The following is a 16,784-nucleotide window of genomic DNA, read 5'->3' on the forward strand; positions in this document are numbered from 1 at the left end:
ATGAACGCGCTGGTACTCGTCGGCCGTGTCGCCAAGGCACACGGAATCACCGGCGAACTGGCTATCGAGCTGCACACCGACTCGCCCGAGCAGCGTTTCGCGCTCGGTGAGTCGGTGACAGCCCAGTTGCGTGACGGCTCCAAGCGCATGCTCACCATCACAGCCGCCCGGCCACACGCCGGGCGGCTGCTGGTGCGTTTCGAGGAAGTCCCCGACCGCAACACCGCCGAGGACATGCGCGGGGCGCTCCTGCTCGCCGACCCCTCGACGCTGGCCCCGATCGACGACCCCGACGAGTTCTACGACTACGAGTTGGCGGGCCTGTCCGCGGTGCTCTTGGACGGGACCGAGGTCGGCAAGGTCAAGGAAATCGCCCACGGCCTCGGCGGTGAGCTGCTGGTGATCAACCGCCCCGGCGGCGAAGAGGTCCTGGTGCCGTTCGTCCGCCAGATCGTCCCGGAAGTGGACGTCAAGGGCGGCCGCGTGGTGCTCGACCCGCCCGAGGGCCTGATCGAATAAACCCGCGTCGCGGGTATCCACTGATCCACAAAAGCCTCCGCTACTCTGACGACCGCTTCGACCCTGGGGGTGGCGGATGTCCGAGAACGTGCTCACGAGCCGAGTGCCGTCGCGGACCCGTGTCGAGGCCGTGCTGTCCTTAGTCGAGTCCCTGCGTGACGTCGCCTTAGCCGAGGCCGTCACGGGCAGGGGCGCTTAGATCCGCGATGAGCAGGCGGTCCAGGAAGCTGGTCACCACCTATCTCGCGCTGGTGCAGCGGGACGGGTTCAGCGGCAGACTGATCGGCCCCGCCGTGGGCGGGCACAACACCGCCGAGCGCGTCGGGGCCCTGCTCGCCGCCACCGACGACCACGTCGCCGAGCCGCTGCGCAGGCTCAGTTCCGCCCAGGACCTGCTGGACCGCCGGGTCGAGGAGGTCGAGGCCGCGGCCCACTCGCTCAACCTGTCGTTCGACCCGCTCCGGATCGTCACCGGCCTCTACCCGCTCGGTGACCTCAACGCCTGGACCACCCCGGCCGCCGGCGGCGACCTCATCCTGATGAGCAGCGGCGCGATGGGCCTGGTCTTCCTCACCCTGAAGATCAATATGATGTCCGCCCAGATGTTCGGTGAACCGCCGATCCTGGACCGCCCGCGGACGCTCGCCGCGCTGGCCGACGTCTTCGCCGCGCACTTGCGGTACGGCGACCCGTGGCGCTCTTCGCCGCTGCCGCCGCTCACCGGCCACCGCGAGGTGATGCTGGACCTGCTGGTCAACGCCTCGGTGCGGTTCGCGATCGGCCACGAGTACGGTCACATCGTGGCCAAGCACGCGCCGGTCGGCCGCACCACGCTGACCTCGGTGGACTCCAAGGTCGAGGTCCACACCCGGTCCGCGGAGGACGAGTTCGCCGCCGACCGCCTCGGCGCCCAACTGGTCCTCACCGAGCAGTGGCTGGCCGCCGCCGCCGAACAGGACCCGCAGTTCGTCCGCAGGCACGGCCTCGCCGCCGCTGCCGCCGCCACCGGCCCGCTGTACTTCCTGCTGCTCGACCTGGTGCTGCACGAACTCGACGGCGAACTCAAGGTCGTCGGCTACCCGCCCGCGCCGAGCGGGCACCCGCCGTCCGGGCAGCGCTGGGACGCGCTGTGGCCGGTCATCGAGCAGGAATACACGCGCGCCACGGTTCCGGTGCCGCCGCTGGACCTGCCCGGCGGGCTCATGCGCTGGTTCGAGCACCTCTTCCTGGACTTGGTCCCGGCCATCGCGAAGCGCCTGGAGACGCGCGGCTAGCCTTCTGCGGTGCGGATCGACATTGTCACGATCTTTCCCGAGTACCTCGACCCCCTGCGCGGCGCGCTGCTGGGCCGGGCCATCGAACGCGGCCTGCTCAGCCTCGACGTCCACGACCTGCGTCGCTGGACCTACGACGTGCACAAAGGCGTCGACGACAGCCCGTACGGCGGCGGCCCCGGCATGGTGATGAAGCCCCAGGTCTGGGGTGAGGCGCTTGACGAGGTGTGCGCGGGCGAGCCGCCGCGGCTGGTCGTGCCGACCCCGGCGGGCAGGCCGTTCACCCAGGCCATGGCGCACGAGTACGCCACCGAGTCGCGGCTGGTGTTCGCCTGCGGTCGTTACGAGGGAATCGACCAGCGGGTCATCGACGACGCCTCGACCCGGATGCGGGTCGACGAGGTCTCCATCGGCGACTACGTGCTGGTCGGCGGCGAGGTCGCGGTCATGGTCATGGTCGAGGCGGTGGCCCGGCTGCTGCCCGGCGTCCTGGGCAACCCGCTCTCAGCCGAGCAGGACTCGTTCTCCGACGGCCTGCTGGAAGGCCCGAGCTACACCCGCCCGGAGGTCTGGCGCGACCGCGCGGTGCCCGACGTGCTGCGCTCGGGCAACCACAAGGCGATCGACCGCTGGCGCCGTGACCAGGCGATCGAGCGCACCTACGAGCGCCGCCCCGACCTGCTCGCGGCCCTGCCCGCCGAGTCGCTGGACAAGCACGACCGGGCCCTGCTCGAGCGGCTGCGCCAAGCCCCACCAGGGGGCGATTTCCGGTCCGAGGATCCCGTCTGACATACTTCCTGAGTTGTCGCGTCCGGGTCTTCCCGAGCGCGCACCTCAAGCCCACTCCCAGGCTGGACACATCGGCGGCTTGCCGCCTGCGGCCGGGAGCGACGAACGAACATCTCCGAATTGACGAGGACGGACTACCGATGAACACCCTGGATGCCCTGGACGCCAAGTCGCTGCGTTCCGACATCCCGGACTTCCGCCCGGGTGACACGCTGAAGGTCCACGTCCGCGTCATCGAGGGCACTCGTACTCGTGTCCAGGTGTTCCAGGGCGTCGTCATCCGTCGCCAGGGTGGCGGGATCCGCGAGACCTTCACCGTTCGCAAGGTGTCGTTCGGTGTCGGCGTGGAGCGCACCTTCCCGGTGCACACTCCCAACATCGCCGAGATCGAGGTCGCCAAGCGCGGCGACGTCCGGCGCGCCAAGCTGTACTACCTCCGTGAGCTGCGCGGCAAGGCCGCGAAGATCAAGGAGAAGCGCGAGCCTCAGAACGCTTCCTGACGCGCTCAGCACACCGGCTCACGTACGCTGGCGTGCGTGGTCGACCGTTCCTCCCGCCGTGTGCCGCCGCCTGCTGAAGGCGCGGCACACGTCGGGCATTTCCAGGGGGAGACGGCGGACCAGCGTCATGCCCAGACCAACGGGACTCCGGTGAGCGCCAAGCGGGTCAACGGCACCAGGGTCAACGGCACCGCCGCTCCCGAGGTCGCCTACACCGAGCCGATCCGACGAGCCGCCGAAACGCCGCCTTCAGGTCCGCAGTCCGGGAGTCCCGAGTTCTGGTTCGGCGCACCGCTGCCGGAGGAAACCCTCCCGCCGTTGCCCGAAGAACCGCCGAAGCCGCCGGTCCCCAGCGTGTCCACCCAAGTGACCGAGCAGATCTCCCGTCGCCTCGACGTGCCGCCGCCGGACGCGCACGTCACCGAGCGCATCGCGCGTCGCCCCATAGATGCCGAGACCGAGCTCATCCCCAAGGTCGAGCCGCACGGCCCCGCGCCCACGCTCCCGCCCAAGCCCGTGGTCCCGGCCAAGCCCGCGGTGCCGCCCACGGACGAGCCCTTCCCCAAGCAGTCGGCGCCGCCCAAGGCTGAGCCCGCGGTCACACCCGAGGCGGACGCCGAGGAGACCGACGAGGAGCGCAGGCGCAGGCAGGGCAAGCACCGCAGGCCGCCGCGCAAGCAGCCGCTGTGGCGCGAGCTGCTCGTCCTCGCCGGAGTGGCGCTGGTCCTCACCTTCGCGATCCAGCACTTCATCGGACGGGTGTATTCCATCCCGTCCGGCTCGATGGAGAAGACGCTGCACGGCTGCCCCGGCTGCACCGGCGACCGGGTGTTCGTCGACAAGATCGTCTACGACTTCCGCGACCCCAGCCCGGGCGACGTGGTCGTCTTCCAGGGTCCGAACACCTGGACCGAGAACGACATCCGCGACGAGCGGTCGGACAACCCGCTGGTCCGCGGCCTGCAGTACATGGGTTCGCTGATCGGTGTCGCCCCGCCCGACGAGCGCGACTTCGTCAAGCGGGTCATCGCCGTGGGCGGCCAGACCGTCGAGTGCTGCGACGAACAGAACCGCGTGCTGGTCGACGGCAAGCCCCTCGACGAGCCCTACATCTACTGGGAGCACGGCACGCCCAGCGAGCGCAATCAGTTCGCCCGCGTTACGGTGCCCGAGGGCACCCTGTGGGTCATGGGTGACAACCGCGACAACTCCTCCGATTCCCGATTCCAGGGTGGCGGCGGCATCCGCGGTGTCGTCCCGCTCGGCAAGGTCATCGGCAAGGCCCGCTACATCGTGCTTCCGCCGTCGCGTTGGCGCGGTGTGGGCGACCACAACCCGCAAGGGGACGCGGACCTGGCCGCGGCGGCGTGGCAGCAGGGGATCCCGGCCGGTCTCGGCGTGGCCGCCGCGTGGCCGATGCTGTGGATCAGCCGTCGCGCGAAGATCGCTCTCACATCACGGAAGGCTGATTAGTGTCGGACGCACACGGTGCCGTGCCAGGGGATGGACGCGGCGCCGAGAATCTCGCCGTCGACGATCCGGGCACCCAGGAGCCGGACATGCAGGAGTCGGATCAGCCCGTATCGGGCGAGCAGGAGTCCGGTAAGGCCAAGAAGAAGCGGTCCTTCTGGGTCGAGGTGCCGATCCTGATCGCGGTCGCCCTGGTACTCACCTTCCTCATCCAGACGTTCATCGCGCGGGTGTTCGTCATCCCGTCCGAGTCGATGGAACGCACCCTGCACGGGTGCGCGGGGTGCACGGGTGACCGTGTGCTCGTCGACAAGGTCGTCTACTACTTCAACGACCCGAAGCCGGGCGACGTGGTGGTCTTCGAGCGTCCGTCGACCTGGGACCAGCACGGCGCGAACAACCGGTCCGACAACGCGCTGGTCGCCTGGATCGAGGACATCGGCTCCCAGTTCGGCGTGGTCGAGCCGAGCGAGGACGACGTCGTCAAGCGGGTCGTCGCCGTGGCGGGCCAGACCATCGAGTGCTGCGACGACCAGAACCGCGTCATGGTCAACGGCAAATCCCTCGACGAGCCGTACCGCTATATGCCCGCACCGGACGCCCAGCAGGATGTGTTCGCGAAGATCACCGTCCCGCAGGGCATGGTGTTCGTGATGGGCGACAACCGCAACAACTCGCGCGACTCGCGTTCGCAGGGCGGCGGCGGCGTCAACGGGTTCGTCCCGGTCGACAACATCATCGGCAAGGCCCGCGCGATCATCCTGCCGCCGTCACGCTGGCAGGGCATCGGCGACCACAACCCGCAGCAGGTGCTTTCGGCTCCCGCGTGGCAGACCGGAATCCCCGCGGGACTGGGCATCGCGGCGGCGTGGCCGACGCTGTGGCTGGGACGCAGGGTGCGGGGCATGCTCACCGCCGGTGGTCGCTCGGCTCCCCGGTAGGCTTGATCGGTGTCCGACCAACCCCTCGACGAGGATGAGCCGAAACCGCGCAAGAGCAAGAAGAGGCGGCCGTTCTGGCAGGAGTTGCCGATTCTCATCGCGGTCGCGCTGGTGCTGACGTTCCTGATCCAGACGTTCCTCGCTCGGGTGTTCGTGATTCCCTCGGCCTCGATGGAGCAGACGCTGCACGGCTGCCCGGGGTGCTACGGCGACCGGGTCCTGGTCGACAAGCTCGTTTACACCTTCGGTGAGCCGGAGGTCGGCGAGGTCGTCGTGTTCAAGCGGCCCGCCACCTGGAACCGCCCGGAGTTCACCTCCTCGCGGTCGGACAACGTGCTGGTCAGCTGGCTGGAGAGCATCGGCGGGTTGTTCGGGCTCGCGGCGCCCGACGAGGACGACGTCGTCAAGCGGATCGCCGCGGTCGGCGGTCAGACGATCGAGTGCTGCGACGAGCAGAACCGGGTACTGGTCAACGGCAAGCCGATCGATGAGCCCTACATTTTCTGGGACACCACCCTCGGCGATGCCAAGCAGGCCAAGTTCGGTCCGATCACGGTTCCGCGGGGCATGCTGTTCGTGATGGGCGACAACCGCAACAACTCGGGTGACTCGCGCAGCCAGGGCGGTGGCGGCGGGAACGGACTGGTGCCGGTGGACAACGTGATCGGCAAGGTGCGGGCGATCATCCTGCCGCCGTCGCGGTGGCGGGGCGTCGGCGACCACGACTCGCAGGCGCTCTCCGCCCCCGCGTGGCAGACCGGTATCCCCGCGGGCCTCGGCATCGCGGCGGCGTGGCCGACGCTGTGGCTGGGTCGGCGTGTGCGCACCCTGGTGCGGCCCCGATGACCGCCTTCCTGCGCCCACCCCGCGCCGTGGTCCGCCGCGACGCGGGCAACTGGAGCCTGCAGGCCGCGCTGCACCGCCGCGGCCTCGGCCCGGTCGCGGGCGTCGACGAGGCGGGACGTGGCGCGTGCGCGGGCCCGCTGGTCATCGCCTCCTGCGTGCTGCGCCCCGGCGACGCCGACCGGCTCGACGGGCTGACCGACTCCAAGCTGATGACGGCGGCGGCGCGCGACCGGATGTTCGACCTGGTCAAGAAGCGCGCGGTCGATTACGCGGTCGTCGTCGTGCCGACCGCCGAGGTCGACCGGATGGGCGTGCATGTCGCCAACATCGAAGGCATGCGGCGCGCGGTCGCGCGGCTCGGCACCCACCCCGGGTACGTGCTGGTCGACGGCTTCCGCGTGCCGGGCCTGACGGCCCCGAGCGTCCCCGTCCTCAAGGGCGACCAGGCCGCGGCGTGCGTCGCGGCGGCGTCGGTCTTGGCGAAAGTCACCCGGGACCGCATCATGGAGGACTTGCACGACCAGTTGCCGCAGTACCGATTCGATGTTCACAAGGGCTACTGCACCGGCATCCACACCGCCGCGTTGGAGGAGCACGGACCAAGCCACGAGCACCGGTGGTCCTTCGCCAACGTAGCCGCGGCGGGGCTGACCCACGGCCTGCGCGCGCCACACCGGGTGGCGCTGAGTGTGGCCGCGGCCGCCGTGGTTCAGAATGGTGGACCACCGCAGTGAGCGGGACATCACGACCAGGAGGGGCGCGCGGCACATGAGCGCGGAGGATCTCGAGAAGTACGAGACCGAGATGGAGCTGTCGCTCTACCGGGAGTACCGCGACATCGTCGGACAGTTCGCCTACGTGGTGGAAACCGAGCGACGTTTCTACCTGGCCAACGGCGTCGACGTCCAAGTACGCGACGCCGACGGCGAGGTCTATTTCGAAGTACGCATGTCCGACGCCTGGGTGTGGGACATGTACCGGCCTGCGAGGTTCGTGAAGAACGTCCGGGTGATCACCTTCAAGGACGTCAACGTCGAGGAACTCGACAAACCGGACCTCCGGCTGCCCGAAGACGGCCCCTTCGGCACCTAACACAAGCGGGCGACAAAGAAGTGACCCGGAGATCGACTTCTCCGGGTCCGTCCACACCAATCCACAGGCCGCCACCGGGTACTCCCGCCGGGCCCTGAGGTGCGACACCGTCGAGATCGACACCACTCGATCCCGACTGGAGCACCATGCCCGCCCATCTCGACCTAGGCGCCCAAGGCGAAGTCCTCGCGGCCAGGTACCTGGAGAGCACCGGCCTGGTCCTGCTTGACCGCAACTGGCGCTGCCGCCAGGGCGAACTGGACCTGATCCTCACCGACCGCACCCGGCTTGTGGTCTGTGAGGTCAAGACCCGAACCTCCACCGCCTACGGCACCCCAACCGAGTCGGTGACGGACGCCAAAGCCGCCCGAATCCGCCGCCTGGCCACCCGCTGGCGGGTAGACCACGGCCTCCTGCCCTGCGAAACCCGCTTCGACATCGTGTCGGTGCTGTGGGCGCCAGGCGGGACACCGGAGATCCGTCACCTCAAGGCGGCCTTCTGATGGGCGGCTGTCTCTTCGGGACCGTGAATACGCACCCCATCACGCCCGCTCCGACGACCGCGCTCCCGACAGCGACTTGCCCACCAACCACGCGCTCCGCCGCCAGCCGCTCTACCGCCTGCCGCCCTGCCGGCAGGTGTTCCGGTGCCACCCGTTCCACCGTTTCCCGCTCTGCCGGCTCTCGGTCGATACCGACCCACTCGGCTGCCGCCCTCTCCATCGCCGGGTTCGGCGCCGCGGCCTGTCCAACTCGGGGTGTGGCCTGATGGTTCTCGCCCGCGCTTGGTCCATCGCCCTGTTCGGCGTCGACGGGATCACCGTCGAGATCGAGGCCGACATCGGTGGCGGCAAACCCAAAACCACGATCGTCGGGCTCCCCGACGCCTCCCTCAACGAAGCCAAGGACCGGGTTCGCGCCGCCGTGCGCAACAGCGGGCTGCAGTGGCCCGATCAACTGGTCACCCTCGGCCTCTCGCCCGCGGCCCTCCCCAAGGGCGGCTCCGGCTACGACCTCGCGCTCGCGCTGTCCGTCCTGGTCGCCGACCGCAAGGCCCCGCCGGAGTTGCTGGTGGGCACCGTCCTCCTCGGCGAACTCGCGCTCGACGGCAGGCTGCGCACGGTTCGGGGTGTCCTGCCGTGCATGCTCGCGGCCCGCCGTTCCGGGCTTCGTCGAGCGATCGTGCCCACGGCTGCCATGGCCGAAGCGTCGCTGGTCGGCGGGCTGGAGGTCTATGGCGCCGACTGCCTCACCGACGTCCTCGTCTGGGCGCGCGGCGAGGGCGAACTGGCCCGGCCCGAGCCGCTCACCGCCGACACCGGAGCCGCGCCGCCGGATCTCGCCGATGTGCTCGGCCAGCCCGAAGCCCGGTGGGCCTTGGAAGTCGCGGCGGCCGGCGGGCACAACCTGCTCCTCGCCGGGCCACCCGGCACGGGCAAGACCATGCTCGCCAAAAGACTGCCAGGTTTGCTGCCCCCACTCGCCCGGGAGCAAGCGCTTGAAGTCACCGCCATCCACTCCGTCTCCGGCGACCTGACCGCCGAATCACCGCTGATCACCCTCCCGCCTTTCATCGCGCCGCACCACACGACGTCCGTGCCCGCGCTCGTCGGCGGCGGCGTCGGCCTGGCCAAGCCGGGTGCGATCAGCAAGGCGCACAGGGGAATTCTCTTCTTGGACGAAGCCTGCGAGTTCGCCCCGAACCGACTCGAAGCGCTGCGGACCGCACTGGAGGAAGGCGAGATCCGCCTGGCCCGGCGCGACGGCGTCGTCCGCTATCCGGCCGCGTTCCAGCTGGTTCTGGCCACCAATCCCTGCCCCTGCGCACCGTCTCGCGAAGCGGACTGTGTCTGCGCTCCACACGCCAGACGTCGTTACCTGGCAAGGCTTTCCGGGCCGCTGCTGGACCGTGTCGACCTGCGGGTGCGGATGCGGCCGATCACCGCCATGTCCCGAGCCGGTGACGCCGAGCCGGAGTCCACCGCCACGGTCCGCGAGCGGGTCGAACATGCCCGCGACCGAGCGGCCCACCGCTGGTCCGCCCACGGCTGGCCGACCAACTCCGAAGCGCCGGGCCCGATGCTTCGCCGGGAATTCGCCTTACCCCGCGACACCACCGCCCTGCTCGACCGCAGCCTCAACACCGGTGCCCTCACGGCCCGGGGCGCCGATCGCTGCCTGCGCATCGCCTGGACGCTCGCCGACCTGGCGGAGTCGGCAACCCCCACCGCAGACCATGTCGCGGCCGCTCTCGAGTTCCGCGACCGCCGGTCGACGTGAACTCCTTGCCATAAAACGACTTCGCGAAGGAATACCGATGAATAGCTTGCCCACGAAGGACCATGAAGCGCAACTGGTCCGGTTCCCTTTGGTCACAAGCGATTGTGGGGGAAGGATATGACAATCGACCCTATTCGCGCCGCTCGCGCCTACCTCCTGGGCGTGGCTGAGCCACCCGCGCCCGCGTTGTCGATGTTCGTCGACGCGCTCGGCCCGGTGGAGGCCGCCGCGCGGGTCAGGGCGGGGGAGGTGCCGGACCCGGTTCGGGACGAGACCTCGGCTCGCAGCGCACGCGACCGCGTCGAAGCCGACCTTGAGAACGCGGCGGCTGCGGGTGCGCGGCTGGTCATCCCGGAGGACGACGAGTGGCCCGGCTGGCCGCTGCTCGCCCTGCACAACGCGTGCCGACGCGGCCTGCGCTGGGCGGGGCCGCCCCTCGCGCTGTGGGTGCGCGGTCCGGTCGCACTCGACGACGCCCTCCAGCGTGCCGTTTCCGTCATCGGGGCCAGGGCCGCGACGAGCTACGGCGAGCACGTCGCCACCGAGTTCGGCTACGGCCTCGCCGAGGCGGGCCCGACAGTCGTCTCCGGCGCCGCGTACGGCATCGACGGCGCCGCCCACCGCGGCGCGCTCGGTGCCGAGGGCACGACCGTCGCCGTGCTCGGCTGCGGAGTCGACGTCCGGTACCCGGCGGCGCACTCCCGGCTGCTCGACCGGATCGCCGACACCGGCGCGGTGATCAGCGAGTACCCGCCGGGCACACCACCGGCGAAACACCGGTTCCTGGTGCGCAACCGACTGATCGCCGCGCTCAGCGCGGGCACGGTCGTCGTCGAGGCCGGTGTGCGCAGCGGCGCCCGGAACACGGCGTCGACGGCGGCGGCGCTGGGCAAGATCGTGCTGGCGGTGCCCGGCCCGATCGGCTCGGCGATGTCGCTGGGCTGCCACGAACTGCTGCGGCTCGGGGCGGCCACGGTGGCGTGTTCGGTGCCGGAGATCCTGGAGGCGGTCGGGCAGGTCGGCGCGGACCTCGTCGCGCCCCGGGAGAAGCCGAAGCGGTCGACCGACGGGTTGGGTGATCAGGCTCTCCGTGTGCACGAAGCACTGAAAACACGGGGCGGGCTGAGCCCGGAACAGGTCTCGTCGGCGTCGGGGGTGCCGTTGTCGCGGGTCAGAGCGTTGCTGCCGGAGCTGGAACTCACCGGACTCGCCGCACGCGGCGAAGAAGGGTGGTGCCGACTTCGATCATGACGGCGTGGCGATGCTTGACCCGAGCCCCGCCATGGCGCAGCGTCAGGGGGTGCCTCGCGCCTCCACCGGATCAAGCCGGGTCGACCTCCACCGGGTCCGATCCGCGCTGCCGGGCGAGGTCCGCACGGTGTTGGCCGACTACGAACGCCATTTGGCCCTGGAACGGGGCCTGTCCCCGCACACGGTCCGCGCCTACGTCGGCGACGCGGTCTCGTTGCTCGGACACCTCCACGGCCTCCTCGGCGACACCGCCGGGGAGGCCGGAACCGAGACCGACAACGGTGACGGTGACGGTGACGGTGACGGTGATCGGCATACCGATGACCGTCAGGGCCGGCCAGGGGCGGGCCTCAGGGGCGTCGGGCTCGATCTTGAAGGGCTGCGTGGGTGGCTGGCGGCGCAGTTGGGGGCCGGTGCGAGTCGGACGACTATGGCCAGGCGGTCGGCTTCGGCGCGGACTTTCACCGCGTGGGCGCTTCGGCGCGAGCACCTCGACGTCGATCCGGGGTCGCGGTTGGTCGCTCCGGTGCGGCATCGGACGCTGCCGTCGGTGTTGCGGCAGGACCAGGCCTCGGAGTTGATGCGGGTGTCGGCGGCGGGCGCGGCCCAGTTGGATCCGGTGGCGCTGCGTGATCACGCGCTGCTGGAGTTGCTGTACGCCACCGGCATTCGGGTGTCGGAACTCTGCGGGCTCGACATTGACGACGTCGATTCGGGGTCGCGGGTACTCAGGGTGATGGGCAAGGGCGGCAAGGAGCGGACGGTCCCGTTCGGTGTTCCCGCCGCCGCCGCCGTGTCGACCTGGCTTGATCAGGGTCGGCAGGCACTTGCACGCGATGATTCCCCGCCGGCACTGTGGCTCGGTACCCGTGGGGGACGGCTCCAACCAGCCAGTGTGCGACGCATCGTGCACGACGCTTTGGGGGCGGTCTCGGGCGCCCCGGACATGGGCCCGCACGGCCTTCGCCACTCCGCGGCTACACACCTGCTCGAAGGGGGTGCTGACCTTCGTAGCGTCCAGGAGCTACTTGGTCACGCTACGCTCTCGACGACCCAGCTCTACACCCACGTGACCGTCGAACGGCTGAAGGCGATCCATGACCGAACCCATCCCCGTTCCCGGTGACACCGGGGAAGGTTCTCGGACACCGGTGGCCCCGTCCCCGGAATCGAGACCCCCGGTGAACGGCACCGCCGTCCCCTTCGGGACCGGCGAGACCTCCGGAGTGCTGCCCGGAGACCAACGCACCGCCGACGACGTCGAAGCGGGCATCGTCGCCCTGTGGCGGAAGTTCGGCGAGCAGCGCGAGCACGGCCTCAGGGACCGGCTCGTGCTGCACTACGCGCCCCTCGTCAAGTACGTGGCGGGACGGGTGGGCACCGGCCTGCCCGCGCACGTCGACGTGTCGGACCTGATCCAGTCCGGGATCTTCGGCCTGGTCGACGCCATCGAGAAGTTCGAGCCCGAGCGCGGCCTCAAGTTCGAGACCTACGCCATGCAGCGCATCCGCGGCGCGATCCTCGACGACCTGCGCGCCCAGGACTGGGTGCCGCGCACCGTCCGCGGCCGGGCCCGCGAAGTCGAACGCGGCATCGAACGCCTCGGCGCCAAACTGCAGCGCACCCCGAACGACGCCGAACTCGCGGGCGAACTCGGCCTGACCGTCGGCGAACTGCGCGACGTCTACGCCCAGCTCCAGCTCACCAGCGTCGTCGCGCTCGACGAACTCGCCGCCGCCGGGCGGGGATCGACCTCGCTGGCCGACACGCTGGAGGACGAGACCGCCGAGGACCCGGTGGCGCTGCTCGTCGACCAGGACAACCGCCGCCAGCTCGCCGAGGCCATCGGCAGGCTCGCCGAGCGCGACCGGGTCGTGGTCACCCTGTACTACTTCGAGAACCTCACCCTCGCCGAGATCGGCCGCGTCCTCGGCGTCACCGAGTCGAGGGTCTGCCAGCTGCACACCCGCGCCGTGCTCCGCCTCCGCGCGAAACTCCTCGAGGTCGCGGAAGTCTGAGGCACCGGACTCCCAGCCGGGTCGCAGGGGGAGCAGCCGCACCCTCGGCGGGCGGATGAGCCACAGGGGCTCCAGGTACACCCCGTCGCGCCGCAGGCTCCAGTGCAGGCACGCGGAGGCGGGACACCCCGGGTGGCCCGGGGCGAGTACCCCGATCTGGTCGCCCCGACGCACCCGCGCCCCGGCCGCCACCGACGGCACCACGGGTTCGTACGCGGTGCGCAGACCGGCGTCGTGATCGATGGCGATGACCTCGCGGTCGACCACCCGCCCGGCGAACGCCACCACACCGTCGCCCGCCGCGAGGACCGGTGTTCCAGGTGCGCTCGCCAGGTCGACACCGCGATGACCGGGCCCATAGGGGCTCGACGGGGCTTGGAACGGCCGCACGACTTCGTGGGGTGGAGGAAGCGGCCAGGAGAAACGCCCATCATCCGGCGGCTCCGACTCCGACTCCGGTTTCGGCTCCGCGGCCCGGCCTTGGCCCGGCGGCTCGGCGGGATCGGCAGAGCTGTCGCCGCGGGCCAGGGCCGACCGGATGGGGCGGTGATCCGGTTCAGCCGGGCGGATAGGGCGATGATCCGGCGGTTCAGCCGGTCGGGTGGGGGCGTTGCCGCGTGGTCGGGCCGGAGCTGTCGGGCGCCCGGGCAGCTGGGCTCGACGAGCTGGGGTCGCGGCGATCTGGCCGACCCGGGCGACCTTGAAGGAGATGGCGGCATCTCGACCAGTGGCCGGGCCTGCGCCCGCCTGCCACAACCAGCCCGCCACCACAGCCCCCATCAGCGCCCCCAGAAGCGTCGCGACGATCACCGACCAGAGGCGGTGACGGCGGTGTTCGCGCTGGTGGCGGGGCATACGACAAGGCTGCCGGAGCCTGTTCCGCGGCACCAGGGGTTGATCAGATCTGTGGATGAATCCGGGCCCTGTGGATAACCGCGGGCTCCGATTCTCGATTCCGACCCTGACCGGCGTACACTTCGATCCGCGTCTCGTGGCGACATGAGGCGACTTCGCGTGCCAGTGCGCGTCCGCGGCTACCGCAAGTGGCGGCCGCGGCATCAAGGGCGATCGACGGTCCCGTTCTCACCAGCGGGTTCGGCCGCCCGCACGGCACCAGGGCCGGCAGGTCACCGACCTGCGGCGACAACCGAGTACGCGCGCCACGGCCCCACCGCCGGGCGCGCCCGAAACGAAGAGGTGCGAACCCGGCCATGGCCGTCGTCACCATGAGGCAACTGCTGGATTCCGGCGTGCACTTCGGGCACCAGACCCGCCGCTGGAACCCGAAGATGAAGCGCTACATCCTGACTGACCGCAACGGTATCTACATCATCGACCTGCGGCAGACCCTGACCTACATCGACCGCGCCTACGAGTTCGTCAAGGAGACTGTCGCCCACGGCGGCTCGATCCTTTTCGTCGGCACGAAGAAGCAGGCGCAGGAAGCCATCGCCAACGAGGCGCTGCGCGTCGGCATGCCCTACGTGAACCAGCGCTGGCTGGGCGGCATGCTCACCAACTTCTCCACCGTGCACAAGCGTCTTCAGCGCCTCAAGGAGCTGGAGTCGATGGAGCAGACCGGTGGCTTCCAGGGTCTCACCAAGAAAGAGATCCTGATGCTGACCCGCGAGAAGGACAAGCTCGACCGCACCCTCGGCGGTATCCGCGACATGGCGCGCGTTCCCAGCGCCATCTGGATCGTGGACACCAAGAAGGAGCACATCGCGGTCGGCGAGGCGCGCAAGCTGCACATCCCGATCGTGGCGATCCTCGACACCAACTGCGACCCGGACGAGGTCGACTACCCGATTCCGGGTAACGACGACGCGATCCGCTCCGCCGCGCTGCTGACCAAGGTGGTGGCCGAGGCCGCCGCCGCCGGTCTCATCGCGCGCTCGGGTGCCCGCAACGGCGCCGACAAGCCGGAAGCGGGTGCTGCCACCGAGCCGCTGGCCGAGTGGGAGCAGGAGCTGCTCAAGGGTGCCGAGACCGCCGCCGCCGATGGCGAGCAGGCCGTCGCCGCGGTCGAGGCCGCGACCGAAACCCCCGCCGAGTCCTGATCTCGGCTCGCGGTGGCCGCCCTGGACTTCGGTCCGGGGCGGCCATCGCGCCTCAAACTAAGCGAACGCGCGTAACCGAAGAAGGACGGAAAACGCACGATGTCGAACTTCACCGCGGCCGACGTCAAGAAGCTCCGGGACCTCACCGGCGCCGGAATGATGGATTGCAAGAAGGCGCTGACCGAGACCGACGGCGACTTCGAGAAGGCCGTTGAGATCCTGCGCATCAAGGGCGCCAAGGACGTGGGCAAGCGCGCCGAGCGCACCACCGCCCAGGGCCTTGTCGCCGCCGACGGCGGTGTCATGGTCGAGCTGAACTGCGAGACCGACTTCGTCGCCAAGAACGAGGAGTTCCAGGCGCTGGCGAACAAGATCGTCGCCGTCGCCCGGGACACCAAGGCCACCGACGTCGACACGCTCAAGGCCGCCGAGCTCGACGGCGGCACCGTCGCCGAAGCCGTGCACAACCTCTCGGCCAAGATCGGCGAGAAGCTCGAGCTCCGCCGCGTCGTCGTCTTCGACGGCCCCGCGACCAGCTACCTGCACCGCCGCGCCTCCGACCTGCCGCCCGCCGTGGGCGTGCTGGTCGAGTACTCCGGCGACGGTGAAGAGGTGGCCCGCTCGGTCGCCATGCAGATCGCCGCGATGAAGCCGCGCTACGTCACCCGTGACGAGGTGCCCGCCGACGTCGTCGCGACCGAGCGCCGCATCGCCGAGGAGACCGCCCGCGAAGAGGGCAAGCCCGAGGCCGCGCTGCCGAAGATCGTCGAAGGCCGGGTCAACGGCTTCTTCAAGGACGCCGTGCTGACCGAGCAGTCCTCGGTCGTCGACTCCAAGAAGTCGGTCAAGGCCATCCTCGACGAGGCGGGCGTGACCGTCAGCCGCTTCGCGCGCTTCGAGGTCGGCCAGGCCTGACCTGCGCTAAGCAATCTAGTGACTAGGGTTATGCCCCGTCCCCGGTACCGACCGAGGGCGGGGCATAGTCACGAGGAGGGGTCTTACGTGACTCAGAACGGCAGCTACCGCCGAGTCCTGCTCAAGCTGGGCGGCGAGATGTTCGGCGGCGGCGAGGTCGGTGTCGACCCGGACGTCGTCTACGCGGTGGCCCGGCAGATCGCCGACGTCGTCCGCGGCGGGGTGCAGACCTCCATCGTCATCGGCGGTGGCAACTTCTTCCGCGGCGCGGAGCTGAGCCAGCGCGGGATGGACCGCGACCGGGCCGACTACATGGCGATGCTGGGCACCGTCATGAACTGCCTCGCCCTGCAGGACTTCCTGGAGAAGGAAGGCATCGACACCCGCGTCCAGACGGCCATCACCATGGGCCAGGTCGCCGAGCCCTACATCCCGCGCCGCGCCGAGCGGCACCTGGAGAAGGGCCGCGTGGTCATCTTCGGCTGCGGGGTCGGCATGCCGTACTTCTCCACCGACACCGCCGCCGCGCAGCGCGCGTTGGAGATCGGCTGCGACGCGGTGCTGATGGCCAAGGCCGTCGACGGTGTCTACGACGCGGACCCGAAGCTCGACCCGAACGCGAAGATGTTCACCGACATCACCCACCGCGAGGTGCTGGAGCGTGGACTCAAGGTCGCCGACGCGACCGCGTTCAGCCTTTGCATGGACAACAACATGCCGATCATCGTGTTCAACCTTCTGACGGAGGGGAACATCGCGCGCGCGGTGCGTGGTGAGAGGATCGGCACGCTGGTCAGTACGCCCGCGAAGTGAACAGCGTGACCCACCG

17 protein-coding genes and 1 pseudogene are annotated in these 16,784 nt (G+C 70.0%); 17 read left to right on the plus strand and 1 reads right to left on the minus strand.

Translation table 11 applies throughout. From position 1 onward, the window contains the following. From rimM to ACUZ2Y_RS27980, 14 genes are all read left to right on the plus strand, one after another. Entirely contained in the window at window positions 1–519 is a 519-nt protein-coding gene (rimM, locus tag ACUZ2Y_RS27915) for a ribosome maturation factor RimM (RefSeq protein WP_476324450.1), read from the plus strand. 206 nt (window positions 520–725) lie between these two features. Next, window positions 726–1,793: a hypothetical protein gene (locus tag ACUZ2Y_RS27920; protein WP_476324452.1), complete on the plus strand. Its 1,068-nt coding sequence runs from the start codon at window positions 726–728 to the stop codon at window positions 1,791–1,793. Window positions 1,794–1,802: 9 nt separating this feature from the next. Further along, on the plus strand, window positions 1,803–2,582 hold the full coding sequence (gene trmD / locus ACUZ2Y_RS27925) for a tRNA (guanosine(37)-N1)-methyltransferase TrmD (protein WP_476324454.1): 780 nt from the start codon (window positions 1,803–1,805) through the stop codon (window positions 2,580–2,582). Window positions 2,583–2,722: 140 nt separating this feature from the next. Next, on the plus strand, window positions 2,723–3,082 hold the full coding sequence (rplS, locus tag ACUZ2Y_RS27930) for a 50S ribosomal protein L19 (RefSeq protein ID WP_476324456.1): 360 nt from the start codon (window positions 2,723–2,725) through the stop codon (window positions 3,080–3,082). A 537-nt stretch (window positions 3,083–3,619) separates the two neighbouring features. Continuing rightward, window positions 3,620–4,555: a signal peptidase I gene (gene lepB, locus ACUZ2Y_RS27935; protein ID WP_476332104.1), complete on the plus strand. Its 936-nt coding sequence runs from the start codon at window positions 3,620–3,622 to the stop codon at window positions 4,553–4,555. An 86-nt stretch (window positions 4,556–4,641) separates the two neighbouring features. Beyond that, window positions 4,642–5,493: a signal peptidase I gene (lepB, locus tag ACUZ2Y_RS27940; protein WP_476332106.1), complete on the plus strand. Its 852-nt coding sequence runs from the start codon at window positions 4,642–4,644 to the stop codon at window positions 5,491–5,493. A gap of 9 nt (window positions 5,494–5,502) precedes the next feature. Further along, window positions 5,503–6,339, plus strand: a complete 837-nt coding sequence (gene lepB, locus ACUZ2Y_RS27945) for a signal peptidase I (protein WP_476324458.1) — start codon at window positions 5,503–5,505, stop codon at window positions 6,337–6,339. Further along, window positions 6,336–7,073 carry a ribonuclease HII gene (locus tag ACUZ2Y_RS27950; RefSeq protein WP_476324460.1) on the plus strand — a complete coding sequence of 246 codons (738 nt, stop codon included), beginning with the start codon at window positions 6,336–6,338 and terminating at the stop codon, window positions 7,071–7,073. The genes lepB (ACUZ2Y_RS27945) and ACUZ2Y_RS27950 overlap by 4 nt, the downstream gene beginning before the upstream one ends. A 34-nt stretch (window positions 7,074–7,107) precedes the next feature. Continuing rightward, window positions 7,108–7,431, plus strand: coding sequence for a DUF2469 domain-containing protein (locus tag ACUZ2Y_RS27955; protein ID WP_091371416.1), 324 nt, complete (start codon window positions 7,108–7,110; stop codon window positions 7,429–7,431). Between the two features lie 146 nt (window positions 7,432–7,577). Then, complete coding sequence (locus ACUZ2Y_RS27960) at window positions 7,578–7,934, plus strand: YraN family protein (RefSeq protein WP_476324462.1); 357 nt, start codon at window positions 7,578–7,580, stop codon at window positions 7,932–7,934. Between the two features lie 265 nt (window positions 7,935–8,199). Then, complete coding sequence (locus ACUZ2Y_RS27965) at window positions 8,200–9,711, plus strand: YifB family Mg chelatase-like AAA ATPase (RefSeq protein ID WP_476324464.1); 1,512 nt, start codon at window positions 8,200–8,202, stop codon at window positions 9,709–9,711. A gap of 117 nt (window positions 9,712–9,828) precedes the next feature. Beyond that, complete coding sequence (dprA, locus tag ACUZ2Y_RS27970; protein WP_476324466.1) at window positions 9,829–10,962, plus strand: DNA-processing protein DprA; 1,134 nt, start codon at window positions 9,829–9,831, stop codon at window positions 10,960–10,962. A gap of 31 nt (window positions 10,963–10,993) precedes the next feature. Next, window positions 10,994–12,088, plus strand: a complete 1,095-nt coding sequence (locus ACUZ2Y_RS27975) for a tyrosine recombinase XerC (protein ID WP_476332108.1) — start codon at window positions 10,994–10,996, stop codon at window positions 12,086–12,088. Then, a complete protein-coding gene (locus tag ACUZ2Y_RS27980) occupies window positions 12,060–12,980 on the plus strand; it encodes a FliA/WhiG family RNA polymerase sigma factor (RefSeq protein WP_476324468.1) in 921 nt (306 codons plus the stop codon). Before ACUZ2Y_RS27975 ends, ACUZ2Y_RS27980 begins: the two co-directional genes overlap by 29 nt. A 126-nt stretch (window positions 12,981–13,106) precedes the next feature. Here the strand turns inward: ACUZ2Y_RS27980 and ACUZ2Y_RS27985 are convergent. Further along, window positions 13,107–14,039, minus strand: a pseudogene (locus ACUZ2Y_RS27985) (murein hydrolase activator EnvC family protein); the annotation flags it as partial. A 152-nt stretch (window positions 14,040–14,191) separates the two neighbouring features. On the opposite strand from ACUZ2Y_RS27985, the gene rpsB reads away from it, so the two are divergent. From rpsB to pyrH, 3 genes are all read left to right on the plus strand, one after another. After that, entirely contained in the window at window positions 14,192–15,040 is an 849-nt protein-coding gene (gene rpsB / locus ACUZ2Y_RS27990; RefSeq protein WP_091370961.1) for a 30S ribosomal protein S2, read from the plus strand. Between the two features lie 99 nt (window positions 15,041–15,139). Beyond that, the gene (gene tsf, locus ACUZ2Y_RS27995; RefSeq protein ID WP_476324471.1) at window positions 15,140–15,955 is read left to right on the plus strand and encodes a translation elongation factor Ts; all 816 of its coding nucleotides are present in this window, start codon (window positions 15,140–15,142) and stop codon (window positions 15,953–15,955) included. Between the two features lie 87 nt (window positions 15,956–16,042). Further along, window positions 16,043–16,768 (plus strand): UMP kinase, encoded by a 726-nt coding sequence (gene pyrH, locus ACUZ2Y_RS28000; RefSeq protein WP_476324473.1) that lies wholly within the window; start codon window positions 16,043–16,045, stop codon window positions 16,766–16,768. Window positions 16,769–16,784 lie beyond the last annotated feature (16 nt).

It is taken from the genome of Actinokineospora sp. UV203, assembly GCF_056323665.1.

What these genes read in the sequence shown, in the direction of transcription:
- rplS (WP_476324456.1), top strand. Translation starts at nt 2,723, where the DNA reads ATGAACACCCTGGATGCCCTGGACGCCAAGTCGCTGCGTTCCGACATC.
- dprA (WP_476324466.1), top strand. Translation starts at nt 9,829, where the DNA reads ATGACAATCGACCCTATTCGCGCCGCTCGCGCCTACCTCCTGGGCGTG.
- rimM (WP_476324450.1), top strand. Translation starts at nt 1, where the DNA reads ATGAACGCGCTGGTACTCGTCGGCCGTGTCGCCAAGGCACACGGAATC.
- ACUZ2Y_RS27965 (WP_476324464.1), top strand. Translation starts at nt 8,200, where the DNA reads ATGGTTCTCGCCCGCGCTTGGTCCATCGCCCTGTTCGGCGTCGACGGG.
- ACUZ2Y_RS27920 (WP_476324452.1), top strand. Translation starts at nt 726, where the DNA reads ATGAGCAGGCGGTCCAGGAAGCTGGTCACCACCTATCTCGCGCTGGTG.
- ACUZ2Y_RS27980 (WP_476324468.1), top strand. Translation starts at nt 12,060, where the DNA reads ATGACCGAACCCATCCCCGTTCCCGGTGACACCGGGGAAGGTTCTCGG.
- lepB (WP_476332106.1), top strand. Translation starts at nt 4,642, where the DNA reads ATGCAGGAGTCGGATCAGCCCGTATCGGGCGAGCAGGAGTCCGGTAAG.
- ACUZ2Y_RS27950 (WP_476324460.1), top strand. Translation starts at nt 6,336, where the DNA reads ATGACCGCCTTCCTGCGCCCACCCCGCGCCGTGGTCCGCCGCGACGCG.
- rpsB (WP_091370961.1), top strand. Translation starts at nt 14,192, where the DNA reads ATGGCCGTCGTCACCATGAGGCAACTGCTGGATTCCGGCGTGCACTTC.
- tsf (WP_476324471.1), top strand. Translation starts at nt 15,140, where the DNA reads ATGTCGAACTTCACCGCGGCCGACGTCAAGAAGCTCCGGGACCTCACC.
- ACUZ2Y_RS27955 (WP_091371416.1), top strand. Translation starts at nt 7,108, where the DNA reads ATGAGCGCGGAGGATCTCGAGAAGTACGAGACCGAGATGGAGCTGTCG.
- ACUZ2Y_RS27960 (WP_476324462.1), top strand. Translation starts at nt 7,578, where the DNA reads ATGCCCGCCCATCTCGACCTAGGCGCCCAAGGCGAAGTCCTCGCGGCC.
- ACUZ2Y_RS27975 (WP_476332108.1), top strand. Translation starts at nt 10,994, where the DNA reads ATGGCGCAGCGTCAGGGGGTGCCTCGCGCCTCCACCGGATCAAGCCGG.